The sequence below is a fragment of the Sphingobium lignivorans genome, from assembly GCF_014203955.1.
In the GTDB taxonomy this organism is placed as follows: domain Bacteria; phylum Pseudomonadota; class Alphaproteobacteria; order Sphingomonadales; family Sphingomonadaceae; genus Sphingobium; species Sphingobium lignivorans.
The window spans coordinates 2,174,063-2,194,328 of record NZ_JACHKA010000001.1 but is presented as its reverse complement, the minus strand read 5'-3'; the positions used below and the strand labels follow the sequence as shown (position 1 = coordinate 2,194,328).

General features: G+C 66.7%; 17 protein-coding genes. 10 read left to right on the top strand and 7 right to left on the bottom strand.

The window, feature by feature from the left end; all coding sequences use genetic code 11:
- Positions 1-19: 19 nt before the first annotated feature.
- On the bottom strand, positions 20-2,158 hold the full coding sequence (locus HNP60_RS10125; RefSeq protein ID WP_184153248.1) for a coiled-coil domain-containing protein: 2,139 nt from the start codon (positions 2,156-2,158) through the stop codon (positions 20-22).
- A gap of 329 nt (positions 2,159-2,487) precedes the next feature.
- On the opposite strand from HNP60_RS10125, the gene HNP60_RS10120 reads away from it, so the two are divergent.
- From HNP60_RS10120 to HNP60_RS10105, 4 genes are all read left to right on the top strand, one after another.
- Positions 2,488-2,799 (top strand): Hpt domain-containing protein, encoded by a 312-nt coding sequence (locus tag HNP60_RS10120; protein WP_184048659.1) that lies wholly within the window; start codon positions 2,488-2,490, stop codon positions 2,797-2,799.
- 284 nt (positions 2,800-3,083) lie between these two features.
- On the top strand, positions 3,084-4,298 hold the full coding sequence (locus HNP60_RS10115; RefSeq protein WP_184153245.1) for a hypothetical protein: 1,215 nt from the start codon (positions 3,084-3,086) through the stop codon (positions 4,296-4,298).
- A gap of 82 nt (positions 4,299-4,380) precedes the next feature.
- The gene (locus HNP60_RS10110; protein WP_184153243.1) at positions 4,381-5,457 is read left to right on the top strand and encodes a hypothetical protein; all 1,077 of its coding nucleotides are present in this window, start codon (positions 4,381-4,383) and stop codon (positions 5,455-5,457) included.
- The gene (locus HNP60_RS10105) at positions 5,454-6,839 is read left to right on the top strand and encodes a sensor histidine kinase (RefSeq protein WP_184153240.1); all 1,386 of its coding nucleotides are present in this window, start codon (positions 5,454-5,456) and stop codon (positions 6,837-6,839) included. Before HNP60_RS10110 ends, HNP60_RS10105 begins: the two co-directional genes overlap by 4 nt.
- A gap of 84 nt (positions 6,840-6,923) precedes the next feature.
- Here the strand turns inward: HNP60_RS10105 and HNP60_RS10100 are convergent, their stop codons facing one another.
- On the bottom strand, positions 6,924-7,370 hold the full coding sequence (locus tag HNP60_RS10100) for a hypothetical protein (RefSeq protein WP_184153237.1): 447 nt from the start codon (positions 7,368-7,370) through the stop codon (positions 6,924-6,926).
- A 154-nt stretch (positions 7,371-7,524) separates the two neighbouring features.
- Between HNP60_RS10100 and HNP60_RS10095 the strand changes: the two genes are divergently transcribed.
- On the top strand, positions 7,525-8,199 hold the full coding sequence (locus HNP60_RS10095; protein ID WP_184153234.1) for a spermidine synthase: 675 nt from the start codon (positions 7,525-7,527) through the stop codon (positions 8,197-8,199).
- Positions 8,200-8,291: 92 nt separating this feature from the next.
- Positions 8,292-9,056: a Crp/Fnr family transcriptional regulator gene (locus tag HNP60_RS10090; RefSeq protein ID WP_184153231.1), complete on the top strand. Its 765-nt coding sequence runs from the start codon at positions 8,292-8,294 to the stop codon at positions 9,054-9,056.
- 13 nt (positions 9,057-9,069) lie between these two features.
- On the opposite strand, the gene HNP60_RS10085 is transcribed toward HNP60_RS10090, so the two are convergent.
- Positions 9,070-11,217, bottom strand: coding sequence for a PQQ-dependent dehydrogenase, methanol/ethanol family (locus HNP60_RS10085; protein WP_184153228.1), 2,148 nt, complete (start codon positions 11,215-11,217; stop codon positions 9,070-9,072).
- Positions 11,218-11,389: 172 nt separating this feature from the next.
- Here HNP60_RS10085 and folP point away from each other — a divergent pair, with 172 nt between their 5' ends.
- Positions 11,390-12,541 (top strand): dihydropteroate synthase, encoded by a 1,152-nt coding sequence (gene folP / locus HNP60_RS10080; RefSeq protein WP_184157001.1) that lies wholly within the window; start codon positions 11,390-11,392, stop codon positions 12,539-12,541.
- Between the two features lie 12 nt (positions 12,542-12,553).
- Here the strand turns inward: folP and HNP60_RS10075 are convergent, their stop codons facing one another.
- The 3 genes from HNP60_RS10075 to HNP60_RS10065 form a co-directional block, all read right to left on the bottom strand.
- On the bottom strand, positions 12,554-13,714 hold the full coding sequence (locus HNP60_RS10075; protein ID WP_260394834.1) for a putative peptidoglycan glycosyltransferase FtsW/RodA: 1,161 nt from the start codon (positions 13,712-13,714) through the stop codon (positions 12,554-12,556).
- Complete coding sequence (locus tag HNP60_RS10070) at positions 13,711-14,022, bottom strand: PadR family transcriptional regulator (RefSeq protein ID WP_184153224.1); 312 nt, start codon at positions 14,020-14,022, stop codon at positions 13,711-13,713. The genes HNP60_RS10075 and HNP60_RS10070 overlap by 4 nt, the downstream gene beginning before the upstream one ends.
- Positions 14,023-14,103: 81 nt before the next feature.
- On the bottom strand, positions 14,104-15,333 hold the full coding sequence (locus HNP60_RS10065; protein WP_184153222.1) for an acetamidase/formamidase family protein: 1,230 nt from the start codon (positions 15,331-15,333) through the stop codon (positions 14,104-14,106).
- A gap of 195 nt (positions 15,334-15,528) precedes the next feature.
- Here HNP60_RS10065 and HNP60_RS10060 point away from each other — a divergent pair, with 195 nt between their 5' ends.
- The 3 genes from HNP60_RS10060 to wecC all read left to right on the top strand — a co-directional run bounded on the left by HNP60_RS10060 (position 15,529) and on the right by wecC (position 19,488).
- Positions 15,529-16,995: a LytTR family DNA-binding domain-containing protein gene (locus HNP60_RS10060; RefSeq protein WP_184153219.1), complete on the top strand. Its 1,467-nt coding sequence runs from the start codon at positions 15,529-15,531 to the stop codon at positions 16,993-16,995.
- 68 nt (positions 16,996-17,063) lie between these two features.
- Positions 17,064-18,188 (top strand): non-hydrolyzing UDP-N-acetylglucosamine 2-epimerase, encoded by a 1,125-nt coding sequence (gene wecB / locus HNP60_RS10055; protein WP_184153216.1) that lies wholly within the window; start codon positions 17,064-17,066, stop codon positions 18,186-18,188.
- On the top strand, positions 18,178-19,488 hold the full coding sequence (gene wecC / locus HNP60_RS10050; protein ID WP_184153214.1) for a UDP-N-acetyl-D-mannosamine dehydrogenase: 1,311 nt from the start codon (positions 18,178-18,180) through the stop codon (positions 19,486-19,488). Before wecB ends, wecC begins: the two co-directional genes overlap by 11 nt.
- 13 nt (positions 19,489-19,501) lie before the next feature.
- On the opposite strand, the gene HNP60_RS10045 is transcribed toward wecC, so the two are convergent.
- Positions 19,502-20,185: a CDP-alcohol phosphatidyltransferase family protein gene (locus tag HNP60_RS10045; RefSeq protein WP_184153211.1), complete on the bottom strand. Its 684-nt coding sequence runs from the start codon at positions 20,183-20,185 to the stop codon at positions 19,502-19,504.
- Positions 20,186-20,266: the final 81 nt, after the last annotated feature.

The window sequence follows — 20,266 nt, the reverse complement described above, 5'->3', positions numbered from 1 at the left end:
GACATCCCGCACCGCAGGCTCAGTGAGCGCGCAGGCGCTCGATGGCTTGTGCCAGCGCGACGTACAGCTTGCCGATGTCCGACGACACCATGGTGAGCGCGAGCGTGCTGCCATCTCTGGTCGCCATCACGGTGCGCAGCAGGGCCTCGAAGTCATGGATGTAGCGGTTCACATGCTCGCGGAAATCCGCATCCTCATTGTAGAGCGCATGGACATATTTGGCGTCCGCGCTGCTCACCAGCCTCGTTGCCCGCCGGGCGAACAGTCCCTGATCGCCCTTGAGATAGGCCGTCCAGTCCGCCTCGGAGACATCCTTGTCGAGCCATTTGTTGACGTCGATCGCGCGTTCGTTGAGCGAGGCGATCAGGCGGGCCGAGCGCTCGGCCATCAGTTCGCGGTCCTGCCCCTCGATCCGCTCGGCATTGCTGGCAATGGTCCGCTCGAGCGTCTGGCTGGCATCGGTGAGGGTGAGCATCTGCCGGGTGAGCTTGTCGGTCGCGCGATGAGCCGCTTTCACGGCTTCGTCCGCCACGGACGTCAGCCGGGCGAGATGATCCGTCACGACCTGCCCGACGGCCTTGTCCATGGCTTCGCCACTTGCTGCGCCCAACGCGGCAGCGGCTGCCGGGATCGCCTCCGCAATCGCCGCGCGGGCCCTGTTGGCAGCGGCATCGGCCGTTTCGCGCACGCGCAGCAGCGCCTCGATCATCTGCGGCCCGACCGACTCGCCCAGCCGCGCCATGCTGTCGCTCGCTTCGCCCACGGCTTGCGCGAGCGCCGCGACTTCCGCCTTCTGGGCCGCAAGAGCCTGCTGGGAGCGCTGAAGCGCCTCGCCGAGCGCGGCAGCATGGCCCTTGGCGAGATCGTCGGACTCGCGAAGCTGGCTGACGACGCCGGTGGCGACAGCTTCCACGGCTTCGATGGCCGGACTGGCGTCCCGGATGCGGTCATGCAGGGCGCCGAGCCGCGTTTCCACGCGCCCCATCGCCGTCGGCAAGCTCTCATCCAGCTCGCGGACCCCGGAATCGAGCGCGACCAGCAAGGCCTCGGCCCGACGGACGAGCTGCTCGGAACTGCCGTGGCCGTCCTCGATGGCATCCACCAGCCGCCGGGTGTCGCCGGAAAGCTGCATCATCGTCGAGGACAGCCGTTCGGTGCGCGCCATGGCGGACTGTTCCAGCGCATTGAACTCGCCGGCCAGTTCAGTAACCCCGCGCGCCGTGCTCTCCAGCCAGGCGTTGCTCTTCTCAGTTTGGCCCATGATCCGGGCGTCCAGCGCATCGAGAATGGTTTCGATCTTGCGGCAATGCTCGGCGAAGCGCTCATGCGCGTTGCCGGCGGCGCGATCGATGCTCGCCCGGCTCTCCTCGACCAGCGCGGCAAGAGCGACATTCTGCGCCTCGATGCGCTCCTGGGTCGAAGCGAGCACGCCCTTGACCCGATCGAGTGTCAGATCGATCCGCGCGGAGGAGAGCTCCGAGAGACCGGCCAGTTCCTCGCCGGCCGTTCGCGTGCCCTCGCGCAGATCAGCAAGCTGGTCCCCCAGGGCCTTGCCTGCATCGAGCAATTGCAGCCGCACTTCCTCGGCGATGAGAGCCGTGGACTGGAGCTGCTGATCAAGCGAATCGTGGCGATGGCCGATCTCGCCGCTAGTCCGGGCCAGCGTCTCCCCCAGTGTCGCCAGTCGGTCCTCAAGGCGGGGCAGCGCCTCGCTCATCGTCGCGATCCGTTCGCTCAGGTCCGTGAGGGTCGCGATGGAAGCACCCGTACTCTGCTCGATCTGGGCGGTCTGGGCGCTCATGGCCTGGACGGTGCCGAGGATCGCGCCGGCAGATTGGTCCGCCATCGCCGCGAAATCGCGTGTCTGGTTCATGAAAAGGGCCTGGGCTTCGCCGAGCCGGATGGCGGCGCGTTCAGCCTGGCCGACCGTATCCCGCGCGCCGGCCAGCATCGCGGGGTTCATGCCCTGATCGCGACGCGGCCTCGCAAGCCATGCGGCAAGCCCGCCGAGCAGCACCAGCGGTGCGGCAAGAACCGCAACCAGATTGACGAGAGGCGCGAAGCGAAGCGCGATGTCAGGATCGACGCCGCTTGCCGCCACGAGCGCAATCCAGCCGATCGCTGCGAGCGCAACCAGTCCCAGGCCGGCGAGACGCACGAAGCCGCGTCCGGATTCTTCAGAATAAGAGGTTTCCTCCACGGCAGCCTGTTCCGAAAGAGACGCAGCCGTCTGGCCATCGCTCCGCGGGAAGCGATCCGGAAAGGCCGGTTCATTCCATCCGGAGTCAGATTCGCGCAATCGCGCCAGCCAGTCATGGCTCATGCCGTCTGCATCCCTTGCCGGTTCGGAGTCCGGGCCCCCTGTCCCTGAGTGGGACGGATTATTCTCTTTTTTGCGCCCTGTCATGGGCTTGTCCTTAACATTTTAGCCTCGCCGTGGAACCGAATTTTACGCCCTGTTTACGTTTGCCGCCCTATTTTCAGCGCATGGCTTATGACCCCGGCACTCTTGAAGCAGCCCTTTCCGCGGCTGTCGGATCGGACCTCGCGCTGATCGCTGAATTGCGCCGCGCGTTCATGGAAAGCGCCGAAAGGCAGCTCGATCTTCTGGCCCGCGCCCGCTGCGACGCGAACTGGACCATGGCAGCTCTCAAGCTCAAGGGATTGTGCGCGAGCTTCGGCGTGAACAGCGTGATGGACCTCGCTGACGAAGCCCTGGAAAGTGCCCCCGGCGATCCGGTCATCCTGCGGCGCATCCGCGATGCGATCGCTCTGGTCGAAGGCGAAACGCGGGACTGAACGCCCGCCGGAAATTTTTTTCATTTCGCACGCGCGGCATGCAACCAACGCGCCGGCAGCACGTTTCATCGACGCCCGCTGTCCACTGCAGACCCGAGCAGCGGTCAACACTGCCCCGCCTTGGCGGGGCTTTTTGTTAGGAGCGTTCGCCGGCGATCGGCACTTCGCCGTCCCGGCCAGCCCGCGCGGCCTGTCTGCGCAAGACGTTCACGCCCTCCGCTTGCATTCAGGCTGTCTCGCCGTCAGACAGGAGGCATGTCGAAAGCCCTGGATTAGCACGTCGGATGGCGCTTGTTGCCTTGCTCAGTGCGCGCGATGGCGCGCGCGACCATGCTGATGGCGATCGGTCCGGCTCGCTCATCGAGTTCGGGGGACAGCCGCTCGTGGGGTATCAGGCGCGCCTGGCCGTCGCGGCCGGAGCCGAACGCGTGCTCATTCATGTGGATGAGGTTACGCCGGAGCTCTCCCGGCTTGTCGATCAGATTGGCGGCCCGCGCGCACCCGAGGTGGCGCTTTTCCAGGACATGACCATTCTCGCTCGCAGCCTCGCTCCCGAGGACCGCGTGCTTCTCATTGCCGAGAATATCATTCTCCCTCCGGATACGCTGGCATCATTGCTCGTGGCCGGGCCGGCGGCAGTGCTGGCGCTGCCTGCTGTTCCTGCTACCAGCGACCTGGAGCGCATCGATGGTGGCGCCGTCTGGGGCGGCGCGCTGTGCCTTCCCGCGACTCGCGTGCTGGCCACGATCGACATGCTCGGCGAATGGGATCTGGCCCTCACTCTGCTGCGTCGGGCCGTGCAGGATGGGATTGCGCGCGTCGCGCTGTCGCCGGAAATGGTGATGGAGGGGCGGCTCGCGCTGGTCCATGACCAGGAGAGCGCAGACCTCGCGCTGCAGGCGCTCAGCGACCGCAGTCAGGCCGATCTTTCCGGACGCGCAAGCGGGCTCGGCAGCCTGCTCGCGCCTGTCTCCCGGGCGATGGTGCGCGAACTGGTGCGAAGGCAGATCGATCCTTCCCTGCCGGTTGCCCTCTCCTTGTTGCTTGCCTCGGCAGGGCTTGCCCTGGGCCTGAGCGGCTGGATGATCTCCGCGCTCGGCGTGATGCTACTGGCTCTGGGCACATGCGATCTGGCCCGACAGGCCGCGCTGGTGACACTGCGTGTCGCCGGCCCGCCGTGGCGCGAGCGGCTGGTGCACGGGGCTGGCCTCGCTCTTCTTGCCTTGTCGGGCCTGCATCTTTCGGGAGGTCAGCCGCTGATGCTGGCGGGCGCCGGGTTGCCGGTCTTCCTGATCGGCGTGCTGGCGCTTGCCGATGAGCGGGCGCCACCGGCAGGTCTGTGGACCCGCTGGGCCCGCCTCACCGTGCCTGCCGCGACACTGATCATTTTCCTGGGCTATCTTCTCGGTCGGCCGGACGGCGCTTTTGCATTGCTCGCAGCGCTCTGCGCGCTGATCGTCACCATACGCCTGTTCCCGGGCGTGCAGAAGGTGGCGTGAGACGGGCGCCGCATGCAGCGCTCCTGCTGAATCCACGCCGGGAATTTAGGGCCTATTAAGGCTGTGGCGTTAAGCACGTGCCATGAGCATGGCCAATGATCCCGTCGAGCAGCGCCCCTATGGCGTGGGCGAACGGCCAGCCGCGCGCCTCTCGCGTCGCCTGATCGAGGATGTCCGCCACGGCACCGATCTCGCATGGCTCGCCGCGGCTGCGCCCCGCCGGTGGACGGACGCATTGCTCGCCGAAACCCGGTTCCATCTCGCCGGGATGATGAACACGATCGAGCTCGCCATCGGCCTGCACGTGGGCGATCCGCATATCGAGGCGCTGCTTTCCGATCTCGGGACCGGCTATGCCCGCCGTGCGATCGAGAGCGATCTCGACCTGCTCTCTCCGGAATTGCTGGGTCATTTGCGTCGACGCGCCGCGGTGGCGCTGCTGCTGCGTAACGATGACGCGCCGGGCGGCCCGGCGAGCTTTGCTGCATTGGCTTCCGGTGCTGGCAATGACATCTATATCGAGGCCTTGACGGCTCTTGGCATAGCGGAGAAGCGCTGGTCTGCGCCGATGCTGCTGGATGCGCCGATGCGGCCCGACCTTCCGGCCGAGCATTATCATGATCTCGCATGGACGGTTGCCGCATTGCTGATCCGGGGCTGCGAGCGCTTTCCCGGCCTCGAAGCGCCTGCGGCGGTCAAGGCGATCGCGCGGGCGACCGAACAGCTGATCGGCCGCCACGACGAAGGCCAGGGCGCCTTCGCGCTGGCCCGCCGTTGCGCGCGGAGCCTTCCCTCGGAGACGCGCCATGCGCTGGCATCGGCCGCTCTCGTGGACGCCAGGCTTCTGCTTTTCGCCGCGCTTGCAGAAAGCGAGACGGGACTGCCGCTTGACGACGTGCTCGACGCCATGATCGACCTTCGCGATGAGCCGCGCCTCGCCCTGCTGCGCCTCATGCGGGTGGGCGATGCCGTCGCTTTCCGCGCCGCCGAACTGCTCGCGCCGCTGAATGGCATGGCGGCGGGCGGCGACGCTGCGCTGGTCGCCTTCATCGAGGATTATCGCCGCTATACCTCCGATCGCGCCGTTTCATGGCTTGACCGGATGTCCGGACCCCGTGCCCTGGCCGACAAACTCGCGCTGCTGGACCGCGTGCGATGATCGCGCTCAAGCCCGCCGCGCAGGCTCGGCTGGATCATGAAGGTTCCATCCTCTCGGCAGATGCCGCGCTTCTGCGCCTGCAGGTCGAGGCGGGCGGCGATCCGAACGGGCCGCTGGCCGTGCCGGCGCTCGCGCAACTGGTCCGTCTCGTCCGCCGCTTGTCGATTCCCGTCTCCCGCGCGGTCGAAGTTGTCGACGGAGCATCCGATGCCAGCATGTGGGTCCAGATCCGTCCCGACGGGGAAGGCTATGCGCTGACCATCGTCGACTGGCAGACCCGCGCGCCCGAGGAACCCGCTGGCGATCTCAGCCCTGCGCCGGGGGAGGAGGGCGCGAACGGCTGGTCCTGGCAAGTCGACGCACGGCTGCGTTTTCGACGCTCTCAGGAAGCGGAAGTGATCGGGCACGAGCCGCCACGGTCCGGCGAGCCGCTGACGGGCTATTTCCTGCTGGATATCGTCGCAGAGGATGAGAACCCGGCCATGCCGCTTCTGGAGGCGCTGGCATTGCGGGTGCCGTTCCGGGATCAGCCGGCACGGCTGCGCGCCGATCCGTCCATTCATTATCGCCTGTTCGGCGAGCCGCTGTTCGACAATGTCGGCGGCCTGACGGGCTATCGTGGACAGGCAGTCCCGGCCGTCATCCATACCGACCTGTCCGCCGCGTCAGCCAGCCCGTCATCGGCGGAGGCAGGCCGGATCTTCAGCGCCGATCTTGGCCGGCGGCTCGATCAGGCCCTGCGCCAGCCGATCGGGCGGATCATCGCCAATGCCAGCACGATCAGTGGGCAGCTCCAAGGCCCCCTGCGGCAGGACTATGCCAATTATGCCGCGGATATCGCGGCGGCAGGACGGCATCTGCTGGAACTGATCGACGACCTTGCCGACCTGCAGGCGATCGAGCGTCCGGGCTTCACGACAGCGAAGGAGGAAGTCGACCTGGCCGATATGGCCCGTCGCGCCGCCGGCCTGCTGAACCTCAAGTCCGCCGCTCGCCATGTCCGCATCCAGACACCGCCTCTTGGAGAGCGGGCGCCGGCATGTGCCGAATATCGGCGTGTCCTGCAGATCCTCGTCAATCTGGTCGGCAACGCGGTGCGTCATTCGCCGGGGGACAGCACTGTCTGGGTCCGTGTCGATGTCGAGAATGGCCGCGCGCGGGTCGTGGTGGCGGATCAGGGCGGGGGCATCGATCCCGCCGACCATGAGCGCATCTTCGAACGGTTCGAGCGTCTGGGCCTGAGCGGCGAGGAAGGCAGCGGCCTAGGCCTCTACATTTCGCGCCGGCTCGCCCGTGCCATGGGCGGCGACGTGACGGTGGAAAGCGCACTGGGCCAGGGCGCGCGCTTCACGCTCGATCTGCCGAGCTGGACGGGGCAGTAAGCCGGACAGCCAGCCCGCGCCCGCTACGCCGCGACGGCCTGCCGCCGCCTGAGACCGCTTTTCGACAGGCCCAATCGGAGATTCCTACTCCGACAAGCAGAATCCGCGCAGCGCCCGCGCATCGTGCAGCGCATTGTGGGGGACGCTGCTGTTTCGCGCACTGCTGAACCCTGTCGCATCGATCAGTTCCAGGCGCAGGCTCCGCAGATTGATGCGCTGGCCCGGCCCCGTCACCATCAGCGCGCAGAAGTGGGCAAGGTCTTCAGGCCAGTCGGCCAGGATCCACGGGTCGGGATCTCCCTGAAGATAAGCCTCGAGCTGTTCTGCGGCCTGTACGCGGTCAAGCACATGATCGACGCCCGGGGGCACATGACGCAGATAGGGAATGACATTGCGCTCGACCCATGGGTGAATGGCCTCAGGCAGCGGCAGCGAAACGTAGAATTCCTGATCGCCATGCTCGGGGACCAGGGCAAGGCTGATGAGCATCCCCCCAAAGCCATTATATTCGGTATCGAGAAAATATCGCATGTGCATCCAGGGGTGGTGAGAGGGAGTCGCGAGCGCAATAGCGCCCCGGGGCCGTTTGCGCGATCATTTGCACCGCGATATTTGCGTCCGGGAAGCCAAGCTGCCAGTGGGGAGCGTGCGCGCCGGCCATCGGCGCGACCGGAAAGGATGATCCATGCAGCCCCGCGAACTTCTTGGAATCGCCGACGTTCCCGGTGGAGAGCCCTTGCGTCTGTTCCGGCGCGGCAATGATTTCATGATCGTGCTGGATCGCAATGAACTGATGAACAGTCGCATGAGCGGATCGGAAGCTGCGCTGGCCGTCATGACGCTGGATCGATTGCCCGGCCGCGGAAAGCGGCATCTGCTCGTCGGCGGCTATGGCATGGGTTTCACCCTGCGGGCCGCGCTCGCGAAGATGGATGCTGGCGAGACGATCACGCTTGCCGAACTGGTGCCGGACATCATCGTCTGGGCGCGTGGGCCCATGGCCGACCTGACCGCCGGCTGCCTGGACGATCCCCGGGTGAATCTCGTCCAGGATGACGTTGCCGCGCTGATCGATGCGGGGCAGGGGACTTATGATGCGATCCTGCTGGACGTCGACAATGGGCCGGACGGGCTCACGGTGGCCGCGAACGATCGCTTATATTCCGCGAGCGGGCTGTCCCGCGCCATGCGGGCGCTGCGGCCCGGCGGCATCCTTGCCGTCTGGTCGGCCGGCCCGGACGAAGCCTTCACGCGCCGCCTGCGCGCTGCGGGCTTTGTGGTGGAGGAAGTGGCGGTGAAAGCGCGCGATAACGGCAAGGGACCGCGCCATGTCATCTGGTTCGCGACCAGGCGCCGGTGAGGGGGGCGGAAAGGCATTTCCGCAAACTAACCTGTGTAAATGCAAGGCCTTGAACTCTTCCCGATGGGAGCGGCGGATTACCGGAGAACCGCATGCAACCGCCCTATCATCGTCTGGAAGAATTCGTACCGTTGACGGGTTCGGACGAGGGGCTGGTCCGGCGGTTCGCGGCGTCCAGTCGAAAGATCCATCGGGGCCACGCGATCCGGCGCGAGGGCGATCATGTGGGGGGAATCTTCTTCCTGATGGAAGGCTGGGTCGCGTCATCCATGATGCTTCGCGAGGGTCGGCGTCAGATCGTGAAAGTCCATTTGCCCGGCGACATGCTGGGTATGCCAAGCCTCTCCCTCTCACGTGCGGGGGAGACGCTGGAGGCCCTCACTGACGTCGTCGTGAGCGTGATTCCCTGCCCTGCTCTTGGTCGCATGTTCATCGAGAATCCGAGACTTGCGGTCGGACTGTTTCTGAGCACGCAGAAGGAGAGGGTGGCCTTGATGCAGTCCCTCTCATGGATTGGGGCGGCTTCGGCGCTGGAGCGCCTCGCGGCCTTCCTGCTCGATCTGCACAGTCGTCTGAACGCCGCCGGGCTGACCCGCGCGGATGGCTTCGACTTGCCGCTGACCCAGCAGCATCTCGCCGATCTGCTGGGGATAACGCCGGTGCATGTGAATCGCACGCTCAAGCGGCTGGACCAGGCCGGTTATGTCCAGCGGTCGCGCGGGCGCATCGTCATTGCCGATCTGGCGGGCTTGCGGGCAGTCGCAGCCAACGCACCGCCGCGCTTTGCCGATCATGAAGCCTGGACACGCCTGGGGTCTCCCTCGGGCAACCATATCCCCGATCCCCGAGCAGGATAGCCGGTCGAGAGGATCATTTCCGCGCCGCGTCGTCCTGCCAGTCCTCGTTACCCCGCGCGATCAGGAACGCGTGGATGGCTTCCGCCTGCGCCTTGCTCAACACATCGCTGAAGCCGGCCATGCCTTGCGCGGCGCGCGTCCCCTTGAGCACGATGTCGAGGAACTGCGCATGTGTCTCGCTGGTCATGTAGCGCAGGTCCTTGAGGCCGCCGCGTGCATTTTCGCCATGGCAGCGCGCGCACGTCTCTCCATAGAGCTGCGCGCCGAGCCGCACCTCTTCCTCGCTGGCGCGCAGGAAGGGCGGGCGGGGGAGGGCCGTGGGTGGCGGCAGGGGCGGCAAGGCGACACCAGAGGCATCCAGCCGGAAGACGAGCAGGCGCGCGGGCGAGACGCGGAAGCCGCCGGGAATCTTCGAAAGGCCCGCGACGATCGAGCCGCCCCAGCCGACATTCACCGCGACATATTGCACGCCGTCAATCTCATAGGTGACCGGTCCCCCGATGGCGACATTGTCGACCGGCATCTCCCAGAGCTTGCGGCCATCGTCGGCCCGATAGGCGGCGAATGTCTTTTCGATCGTACCCTGAAAGACGAGGTTGCCCGCGGTCGCGAGCGTGCCGCCCGAGCCGGGCAGGGAATATGGCACGCGCCAGGCCTCGCGCTGCTTCACCGGGTCCCAGGCCAGAAGATAGCCCTTCTCCATGGCGTCCGCCTCGGCCTGCAGCTTCCGGCGGAGGGCGGCATTCTCCGGCGTGGCGCCCGCATAGTCATAACCGGCATTGTTGCGGAACGGGACGAAACGGAAATCCGCGTCCCGCTGGCGTGCATAGACGATGGACTGCTCCATGGCCGGGAAATAAACGAGGCCGGTCTTCGGGCTGAACGACCAGGGATGCCAGCTATGCGCGGCAAGGAGGCTGGGCGTGATGCGCTGCGGCGTGGTGGTGAGGTGGACGCCGGGGTAAAGCACCGGCCGGCCAGTCTTTGGATCGACGTGGCTCGCCCAGTTCCCCGACACGAACTTCTCGGCCGAGATGAGCGCTCCTGTCCTGCGGTCCAGCACATAGAAGAAGCCGTTCTTGGGCGCCTGCATGATGACCTGGCGAGACTTGCCGCCAATCCGCAGGTCCGCGAGCATCATCGGCTGGGTGCAGGTGAAGTCCCAGTCCTCCTCCGGCACCATCTGATAGTGCCACTTATATGCGCCGCTGTCGGCATCGACCGCGACGATGGAGCAGAGGAACAGGTTGTCGCCTTTCCCCTCGCTGCGGAAATGCCAGGAAAGGGGCGAGCCGTTGCCCGTGCCGATATAGACGAGATTGAGTCGCGGATCATAAGCGAAGCTGTCCCACGCCGTGCCGCCGCCGCCATATTTCCACCATTGCCCGTGCCATGTCGGGCGCGCGATCTTCATGGCGCTGTCCGACGCCTCGCCATCGGGCCCGTCGGCCGGATTGCCGGGGACGGTGTAGAATTTCCACAGCCGGCGCCCCGTCTCCGCATCGAAGGCCGAGACGAAGCCGCGCACGCCATAATCGGCGCCGCCATGGCCGATCACTACCTTGCCGTCGAAGACGCGGGGCGCGCCAGTGATGGAATAGGGATAAGCGCGATCGAAGGTCTGGACGGTCCAGACCGGCTTGCCTGTCTTGGCGTCCAGCGCGATCAGCCGCCCGTCGAGCGCCGCGATGTAGATCCTGCCTTTCCACGCCGCGATGCCACGCGTGCTGGGGCCGCAGCAGGCGAGGCGCGCCCACTGCCGCTCGACCTGCGGGTCATGGGTCCACAGCTTCCTGCCCGTGCGCCCGTCATAGGCCGTGACGATGTTGAAGGCCGAGGCATTGTAGATGATTCCGTCGATCACCAGCGGCGTCGCCTGCACGCCGCGATAAGTCGCCAGATCGTCGTACCAGGCAAGGCCGAGGCGCCCGACGGTGCGATCGTTGATCTGGGTCAGCGGGGAATAACGCTGCTCGTCATAGCTGCGGCCGTGGGACATCCAGCTCCCGGCATTGCCCGGCGCATCCGGGGCGCTCATCCGGGCTGATGTCACATGCGCGGGCAAGGCGGGGGGCTGCGATGGGGGCTCGTCTCCGGCGCTGGCACTCGGGGACAGCATGAGCGCCAGCATCCCCATGACCGCTGCCTTGCCGAAACGCATAGTCCCTCCGTGCCCGCGCGGCGCTCATGGCCGCTTGCGGGCGCGATCCTGCCGTTCCTCCGGGAGAAGGCAATGTCCGTGCGCGATGGCGCTGCTGGATGAACTGGAAGGCGCGATGCCGGGGCAGCGAAGCCATGTTCCCTCAGGGGATCGCTTCCGTTACGAGAACGGCATGACCTTGCCAGCAGATTTGCCGCCGCCCGACGCGACACTCTATCTCCGCCCGATCTGGTTCGCCGACACCCCTGTGGGGCTGGCGGAAAGTGATGTTCGGCGTCTGGCCGGCGGGCTCATCTGGTTCCAGGCAGTCGAGGTCCGCTGGATCGACGGCACGGACGCGAGCGGCAAGGCGCAAGTGCCGTTGGGGTTGCTCGACCGCTGGCAGGCAGGGCTTTCCGACCGGCAGGCCGAGCGCATCGATGGGCTGATGGCGGGCCTCACAGCGTCGCGGGCGCCTCTGACTCTGGGCGAGCGGATCGTGCGCTTCGACACGCCGCAGGTCATGGGCATCCTCAACATGACGCCGGACAGTTTCTCGGACGGGGGAAAGCATGTCGACGCGCCGGAGCGGGCGGCCGATGCCGGCTTCGCGATGCAGCTTGCCGGGGCCTCGATCATCGATGTGGGCGGGGAATCGACGCGGCCGGGCGCTGCGCCGGTCTGGGAAGGCGACGAGATCGAGCGGACAGTTCCGGTCATACAAAGGCTGGCAAGAAGCGGCATCGTGGTGTCGATCGACACGCGCAAGGCCAGCGTGATGGAAGCTGCGCTGGCCGCCGGGGCGGGAATCGTCAATGACGTGACGGGCCTGACGCATGACCCCCGCGCGCTGGAGGTGGTCGCCGCAGCGGGTTGCCCGGTGATCCTCATGCACACCCCTTCCGCCGGGGAGGACCCGCATGGCGGCGCCGTCCGCTACAAAGCCGACGCGGTGGTGGACGGGGCGGCCGATCTGGCGGTTTTCGATTGGCTGGAAGCGCGGATCGCCGTCTGTCTCGCCGCGGGCGTGCAGCGGGAGCGGATCATCGTCGATCCGGGCATCGGCTTCGGCAAGGCGCTGCAGGATGACACCCGGATCATCAATAATCTCCCGATGTATCATGGGCTTGGAGTCCCGATCCTGTTCGGCGCGAGCCGCAAGCGGATCGTCGGCGCGTTGACGGATGGCGCGCCGGTCGACCAGCGGCTCGGCGGATCGGTGGCGCTTGCCCTGACCGCGATCAGCGCGGGCGCACAGATCGTGCGTGTGCATGACGTGCAGGAGAGCGTGCAGGCAGCCCGCGTCTGGCGTGGCCTGCGAGACGCGGCGCTGGTGGCGGGATGAGCTGATTGCCGATCAGGCTGGCGCGAGGAACATTGGCCGGTCGGCCGCGATGGCATCCGCTTCATTGCCGGCTCTGGCCCCTGCGCCAAGCTCGGCATCGGCCCGCTTCGGCAGCGCCAGGAGGCTGAGCGCATAGCCGATGATGGCACTGCCGCCATAGCCGACTATCGGCGTCGGGTAATTGCCCAGCGCGGCCGCGAGGATCGCGGTGAACCAGACGGCGCCGAAGACGGCGTAGATCTCGCGCCTCGCCCGATCGCGGGTCCAGCCTGTGATCGCCGGGACGAGGAGCAGAGCGCAGCCCCCCAGCACCGCCGCTCCGGCTGCAGCATGGACGTCGAAAGACGTGTAGAGGATCTGGTCGACATAGGGGACCGCCGGCAACGTGTCGGCACGAGCCAGCGTCATGGCAAAGCCGGTCACGCTCGCACCCAGTGCCGCGACGACATGCCGGTCGGAGCGCATCATGGCGAGGACGGCAAGGCTCGCCGCCAGCATGCCGGCCATGGCCCGGTCTGGCTGAAGTGCCATGGCAACAGCGGCGGCGATGAGGCCCGCCGTCGCGAGCGCGTCGCGGGTTCGCGCGAACAGGACAAGCGTCAGGGGAAGCAGGACCAGGCTTGGCTGGATGGACAATCCGCCCAGCTTGACCCAGCGTGCCGCTCCATCCGCCGTATTACCGAGCAGAGCGGTCGCCAGCAGCACGCCGGCCATCGCGGCGATCGTCCCGCCGGCCCATCTTTGCCCCGCGATCCGATTGCGGCCGAGCGTCGCCAGAACCGCCAGGCCGATCACGAGAGCGCCGACGTTGATCGCGAGATAGCGCGCCGGCGCCCCGGCAATCGCCATGTAGACAAGGCCAAGGATGACGGCGCCGATCGCGCATGTGATCCCGAGGCGGCGAGGGTGGGCGTTCATGGTGATCGAGCCTCCAGAGAGAAGACCGCCATCGCGAGTCAGCGAGGCGCGGCGATGAAGAAGATGCGTGGCAAGCGCGCGGGGCATGAGCCCGAACAGGCTGCCCAGCGCGAACAGAAGCGCTTCGGTGTCGTCAGGGATCTCGGCGGTCTCGCAGCGCACGGCCCAGCCCCATGACCGGAGCGAAGGCGGGAGCATGGCTTGCAAGGCCCGACAGGAGAGATCGGCAAGGCCGCGCCGCACGCCTCCGCTCATGTCGTCGCCTCGCGCCGTCCGGCTGCAGAAGGCACGGTCCCGACGGGCGGATTAGCGTGTGCAAGCTGCACACCGCTGGCGGTCAGCCGATAGGCATGTCGCGGCGGCCGCCCTCCCTCGGCCGGTTGCTGCCATTCCGCTTCCAGATGGCCCTGCGCTTCGAGCCGGATCAGGAGGGGGTAGAGCGTGCCGGACTTGACGCTGGCAAGCCGCGCCAGCTCGTAGCCATGGGACCATTTGCCCCGGGCCTCGAGAAGGACGGCCAGCACCATGCGAGCATGGGGCGAGAGTGTGCGGGTTCGAGTCATATGCGATAACTCTACCTATATAGAGTTATCGTCAAGCCTCCTTCGCGAGGAAAAGACAATGCGCGCGGCGGGGCGGGAAAATCACCGCTTCGGTGGCAGCAGCGCCTTGTCCAGCCTGGCGGCAACGCCGACGTTTCGCCCCGCCAGATTGGCGACATTGTAGCGCATCGCCGTGCCGAGCACCTGCGCCACTTGCGACAGCGTCAGGCCATAGTCGTCCCGCAGCCATTGGATCATGCCGGTGCTGGAGACCTTGAGCGCTTCGTCCAGCGTGCCGGCCTGGCCCAGCACCATGATCTCGTCCGGAGACTCGACTCGCGGCGCCGATACGCTGCGTCCGGGGATGAGGCCGACCGTCACGGTCACGTCCATGGAGGTCTCGAGCGCATATTGCGTCGTCTCGCCATCGCCCTGGAGCGCGTGGGCATCCCCGAAGTAAAGCAGCGCGCCGGGTTGCTGGACGGGCAGGTAGACGGTGTTGCCTTCCACGACCTCGTTGAAATCCATGTTGCCGCCAAAGCGGCCGGTATCGCCGGTGGAGATGGCGGGCATCCCGAACCCCGGCGCGACTCCCAGTCCGCCCAGCATCGGCCTCACCGGCACCGAGTAGCCGGCAAGCGCCCCCTGCGCCTTTTCGGGACGCGCGCGGCCGGCCTCACGATCGAGCAGCCATTTGACCGGCCTGCCGAGCGCGGCCGCTTCCGGGACCAGCGATGTGCCGAGCGCGCGCCCGACCAACGCATCGAGACTGTCGGCCCAGTCGCGGTTGAGCGCCAGCTTGCGGATATGCACGACCAGCGTATCGCCCGGCCTTGCGCCGGCGACGAAGAATGGTCCGGTCTGCGGATTGCCGAACAGCGCGCGGGTCTTGCCATGCTCGTCGACGCCGCCGGAATCGATCGTCGTCGTATGGATCGTGTCGCCGGGCCAGACGACGACCACCGGCTTTCGGTCGGCATTCCAGCTGTTGGAATAGTCGGTCGGCGTGAAGTCGATGGTTCGCGGGCCGCCGCTGCGCTCCGGAACACGCCAGCCGGTGATCGCGTGCGCGGCGCGGGCGGCGGGGTCATTGGTGTCGGGCATGTCGGCCATGCCGCTCAGGTCCGTCCCGCGCAGCCGCATCCGATAGCTCGAAACGCGGCCCCGACCGTCCGTGCCGGTCAGCGTCAGCTCATTGCCTGCCGAGCGCCCTTCGATCCGGTCGCCGTCCAGATCGCCGGTCACCCGGTTCTCATGCCTCTCCAGGGTGAGCGTTGAAAAGGCGGGATTGCCCCAGAGGTCGGTCCGGAGGATCCAGGTTTCAGCCGCCATAACGGGAGCAGCCAGTATCAGCGTGGAGGCGGACAGAAGCAGGGCGGCAGAGCGGAATGACGACATTGGCAGGCAGGCTCCCAGGGATTGGTTGGCGGCACGGCCTATCGTGCGCTCCGGGACCGCATAAGCGCCAATCGGTGAACGCCGGAACGAGTCGGTGAACGACCTGCGCATTCATGATAGCGCGGCGGGATGACGGCGTTTCGCATACTCTTGCTGCTGATGCTGTGCCTCGCGGAACCGACGGGGGCGGCCCCTGCGGTGCGCTGGACGCAGTGCGATGCTGCGCGGCCGTCGCTCTGTCGGCGGGTGATGCCGGAGCAGCTTGCTCTGGATATGCCGCGCACGACGCTTTCCGCGATTGTCACCGTTCCGCCCGATTCCATCCATGAGCCGTTGGCGGTGGATATCGATGCGATGGCAAGCGTGGAGATTCGCTGGAATGGGGTGCCGATCGGCCGCAACGGCGTGCCCGGTCCCGACCGGGCATCGGAAGTGCCGGGGCGTTTCAGTTTCAGCGCGCCTGTTCCGCCGTCCCTCGTCCGCGCCGGCGAGAACCGCGTGACGATCACATTGTCCGCGCATCATCTCTGGCTGCCGGTCGCTCAGCCGATCCACCGGCTCGCCATTGGTCCGCCGCTCGATGCCGACGCCTATACGCTGCGGCATTATCTCCCGACGCTGGCCACTCTCGCGCTGCCTCTGGGCGTCCTGCTGCTGCTCTGCGCACTGCTGATCGCCGGCCGGATCGGCAAGCCGGCCCTGCTGCCCATGGCTATCCTCGCGGTGGTGGTCGTGCAGGGGCTGCTCGAGGTGAGCAAGGTGGTGCTGCCCTATACTTATCCCTGGCAGCTCGCGCGCCTCGTCGTACTGGCGGGCCTCACGGCGATCGCGGGGCTGCTTCTGGTCCTCCTCGCGTGCCGGCTTGTCCTGCCTTTGCGCGCCCGCGCCGCAACGGTCCTCACGGCCGCTGCGATGCTGACGGCCTGCCTGTTCGTTTCAGGGCCGGACCGCCAGGCATTGGCCATGTTCGGAATCGCACTCATCGCCGCAATGTCCTTGGCCATGCCGGCCGCGATGCGGGGCGAGAGGAAAGCGATCGCGCTGGCGGCAATGGCGGTCGCACTGGCGGCATGGGCGTGGCAGGTCGGGCCGAATTTCCTCGATGTCGGCTACTATCTCACGGCTGCCGGCGCGGCGGTCGTGCTCGGCTTGGCGACGGTGCTGCGGCCGGTTCAGGTCATCGAGAGGCGGCTTTCCATCGCCATGACCGAGCCCGCCGTCACGCTTCGCGATGGTGCATGTCGTCACATCCTCGCGCCTTCGCAGATCGTCTTTCTCAAGGCCGCTGACGATTATTGCACCGTGCATATGGCCGATGGGCGCCAGATCATGGTGACGATGACGCTCAAGGCCATATTGAGCCTTCTGCCGGCGGGCTTCCTGCGCATTCACCGCAGCCATGCCATCAACATGGCGCATCTGTCGGGCATGCGGCCGGGGCCGAGCGGGCGCGTCGTCCATCTGGCCGATGGAACGACATTGCCTGTCGGGCGCACTTATGCGGCCGCGCTGAGCAGGGGCATCGCGGAAACTGCAGGCACGCCGTCGTCGCTGCCTGATCCCTCCCTGTCCGCCGGATCAGTTCTCCGGCGGTGATGCTTTACGCCCCCTTCACATTCCGCCACTAAGGGGAGCACGAGCGTCTCCCGGGGAAATGAGGGCCCGTGTCCAGGCAGAAAGTCATCATCGTGTTCGGGACGCGGCCCGAGGCGATCAAGATGTTCCCCGTCGTGCATGCCTTGCAGGCACTGCCGGGAATCGAGACGCGGGTCTGCGTCACGGCGCAGCACCGCGCACTGCTCGACCAGGTGCTGGACCTCGCCGGCATCGTGCCGGACATCGATCTCGATATCATGCAGGCCAACCAGACGCTGGATGATCTCACCGCCCGGCTGATCCTCGCGCTGGGCGCGACCTTCGACGCGGAGAAGCCGGACCGGGTGCTCGTCCATGGCGACACGCTGACCACGATGGTCGCGAGCCTTGCCGCATATTATCGCAAGATCCCGGTAGGCCATGTGGAGGCCGGGCTTCGCTCGGGCGACATCCATCACCCCTGGCCGGAGGAAGTGAACCGGCGGGTGGTCGCCTGCATCGCGGACATGAACTTCGCGCCGACACAGGCGGCAGCGGATGCGTTGCGGGCGGAGAACCGCGCGGAAGCGAGCATCCACGTGACCGGCAATACGGTGATCGACGCGCTGCTCGCCACGCGGGCGCGCATTCGCGAGATGCCCGCGCTCGCCGCCGGGATCGGGGACCTCATCGCGCGCTTCGCGGGCCGGCGCATCATTGCCGTGACCAGCCATCGCCGCGAGAATTTCGGCGACGGGATGGCCAGCATCGCCGGCGCAATCCGCGATGTCGCGGCGCGCGAGGACGTGGCGGTGGTCTTTCCCGTCCATCCCAATCCCAATGTGCGCCGCGTGATGGATGCGGCGCTCGCCGGCCTGACCAATGTCGCGATGATCGAACCGCTCGATTATCCGGGCTTTGTGGGGCTGCTGGACGCGTGCGAGATCGTGCTGACCGACAGCGGCGGCGTGCAGGAGGAAGCACCGTCGCTTGGCAAGCCAGTGCTGGTGATGCGCGAGACGACCGAACGGCCCGAAGGCGTGCGCGCCGGGACGGCCAAGCTCGTGGGCACGGACCGCGACCGGATCGTTGCTGAAATCTTCACGCTTCTCGACGATAAGGCCGCCTATGGCGCCATGGCGCGCGCGCACAACCCCTTCGGCGATGGCCACGCCGCCAGCCGGATCGCGAGGATCATAGCCGATGCCCATTGAGCATGACACCAGAGTAGCGGTTATCGGCCTTGGCTATATCGGCCTTCCGACGGCGGCGCTGATCGCCCGCTCGGGCATGAAGGTGCTGGGCGTCGACGTGACTCCGCATGTGGTCGAGACGGTGAACAGCGGCCGCGTCCACATCGAGGAAGTCGATCTCGACGGACTGGTGCAGGGCGTCGTTGCGCGCGGCACGCTGCGTGCCTCGCTCGAGATCGAGCCTGCCGACGTGTTCGTCATCGCGGTGCCCACGCCGGTGAGCGAGAACCACGCGCCGGACATCTCCTTCGTGCTGGCGGCGGCGCGCACGATCGCGCCGGTGCTGGCAGCGGGCAATGTCGTGATCCTCGAAAGCACCTCGCCTGTGGGTACCACCGAGGCGGTACGGGATGCGTTGCAGGCGTTACGGCCGGATCTGCGCATGCCGGGGACGGCAGCAAACGGAGCGGGCAATGGCCCCGACATCTCCATCGCTTATTGCCCCGAGCGCGTGTTGCCGGGCCGCATCCTCATCGAGCTCGTCAACAATGATCGCTGCATCGGCGGCATCACGCCCCGCTGCGCGCGCAAGGCACTGACGTTCTACCGTCGCTTTGTGCGTGGCGAATGCATCACCACCAATGCCCGGGCGGCCGAGATGGTGAAGCTGGTCGAGAACAGCTATCGGGACGTGAACATCGCCTTCGCCAACGAGTTGAGCGTGATCGCGGACACGATGGGCATCGACGTGTGGGAAGTCATCCGGCTCGCCAATCGTCATCCGCGCGTGAACATCCTCCAGCCCGGGCCGGGCGTGGGAGGCCATTGCATCGCGGTGGACCCCTGGTTCCTCGTCCATGGCGACCCGACGAACAGCCGGATCATCCGCACCGCGCGCGAGGTTAACCTCGCCAAGACGGACTATGTGGTGGAGCAGGCCAGCCGCCTCATTGACGATCATCCCGGCGCGCAGGTCGCCTGCCTCGGCCTCGCGTTCAAACCCAATATCGACGATTTCCGGGAAAGCCCCGCGCTCGAGGTCGCGCAGCGGCTGGCGAAGCGTTATGGCGCCCGGATACGGCTCGTGGAGCCTTATGCGCAGGCGCTACCTGCCACGTTTGACGGCACCGGTGCCACGCTCATCGACATCGACGATGCCATCGAGACGTGCGGTGTCTTCGTCGCGCTGGTGGATCATGACGTCTTCAAGTCCGTGCCGCTCGACGAGCGGTCCGACAAGGCGGTCTACGATACCCGCGGCATGTGGCCAGACCAGCCGGCATCGGCAACGCCGCACATGGCCCTGCGCCGGGCGGGCTGACGCAAACGCCCATTCAGCGAAGGGGAGGCCGCTCCGCCTGCGCGAGGCGCCGCCCTGCCGACAGCGTCTGCCCAATGAAGAGCAGCACGAAGATCGTGCCCACCGCGCCAACAACGAGATCGAAGCCGGTGACGGTGGCGTTGCGCTCCGGCCCGGACACCATCATCGCGATGGTCATGCCGATCAGGAGGAAGCGCAGTTCCGTCGGGCCCGCGATGCCGTAGGACAGCTTGAACTCGCCCATGACACGAGCGGCAAGATAGGCGTGGATCGAGAGCAGCAGGTAGCCCGCAACGGCGAGCAGGGCGACATCCACCCGGACGAACGGGCTGAAGCCCATGCCGCCCAGGATCAGCAGCGTGACGATGCCGTCGCAGCTATGATCGATGAAATAGCCATAAGAGGGCCGCTCTATGCGTCGGTAACGGGCAAGGCTCCCGTCCATCGAATCCCCGAACCACTGCAGCACATAGCCGACGATAGCGAGCCACAGCCAACCCACTCCGAGATTGCTCGCGGCATAGCCGACGAAGGTGGCCACGGCTCCGGCCACGCCCAGGGACGTCAGAACGTCCGGCGTCACCCATGGAGGCATGACCCTGCACAGCCAGTTGAGGAGCTTGCGCTCGGGCACCGCCAGGAGGTTTTTCTGAATCCTCTCGATCGGTTTTGCGGCAAGATTGGGCGGTGTCAGCATGTTTCTGCCCACTGTCATAGAAGTGTCATTTCAAATGCGCCAGTGCGCTGATCGATTTGAGCGGCTTTTCATGGATATATG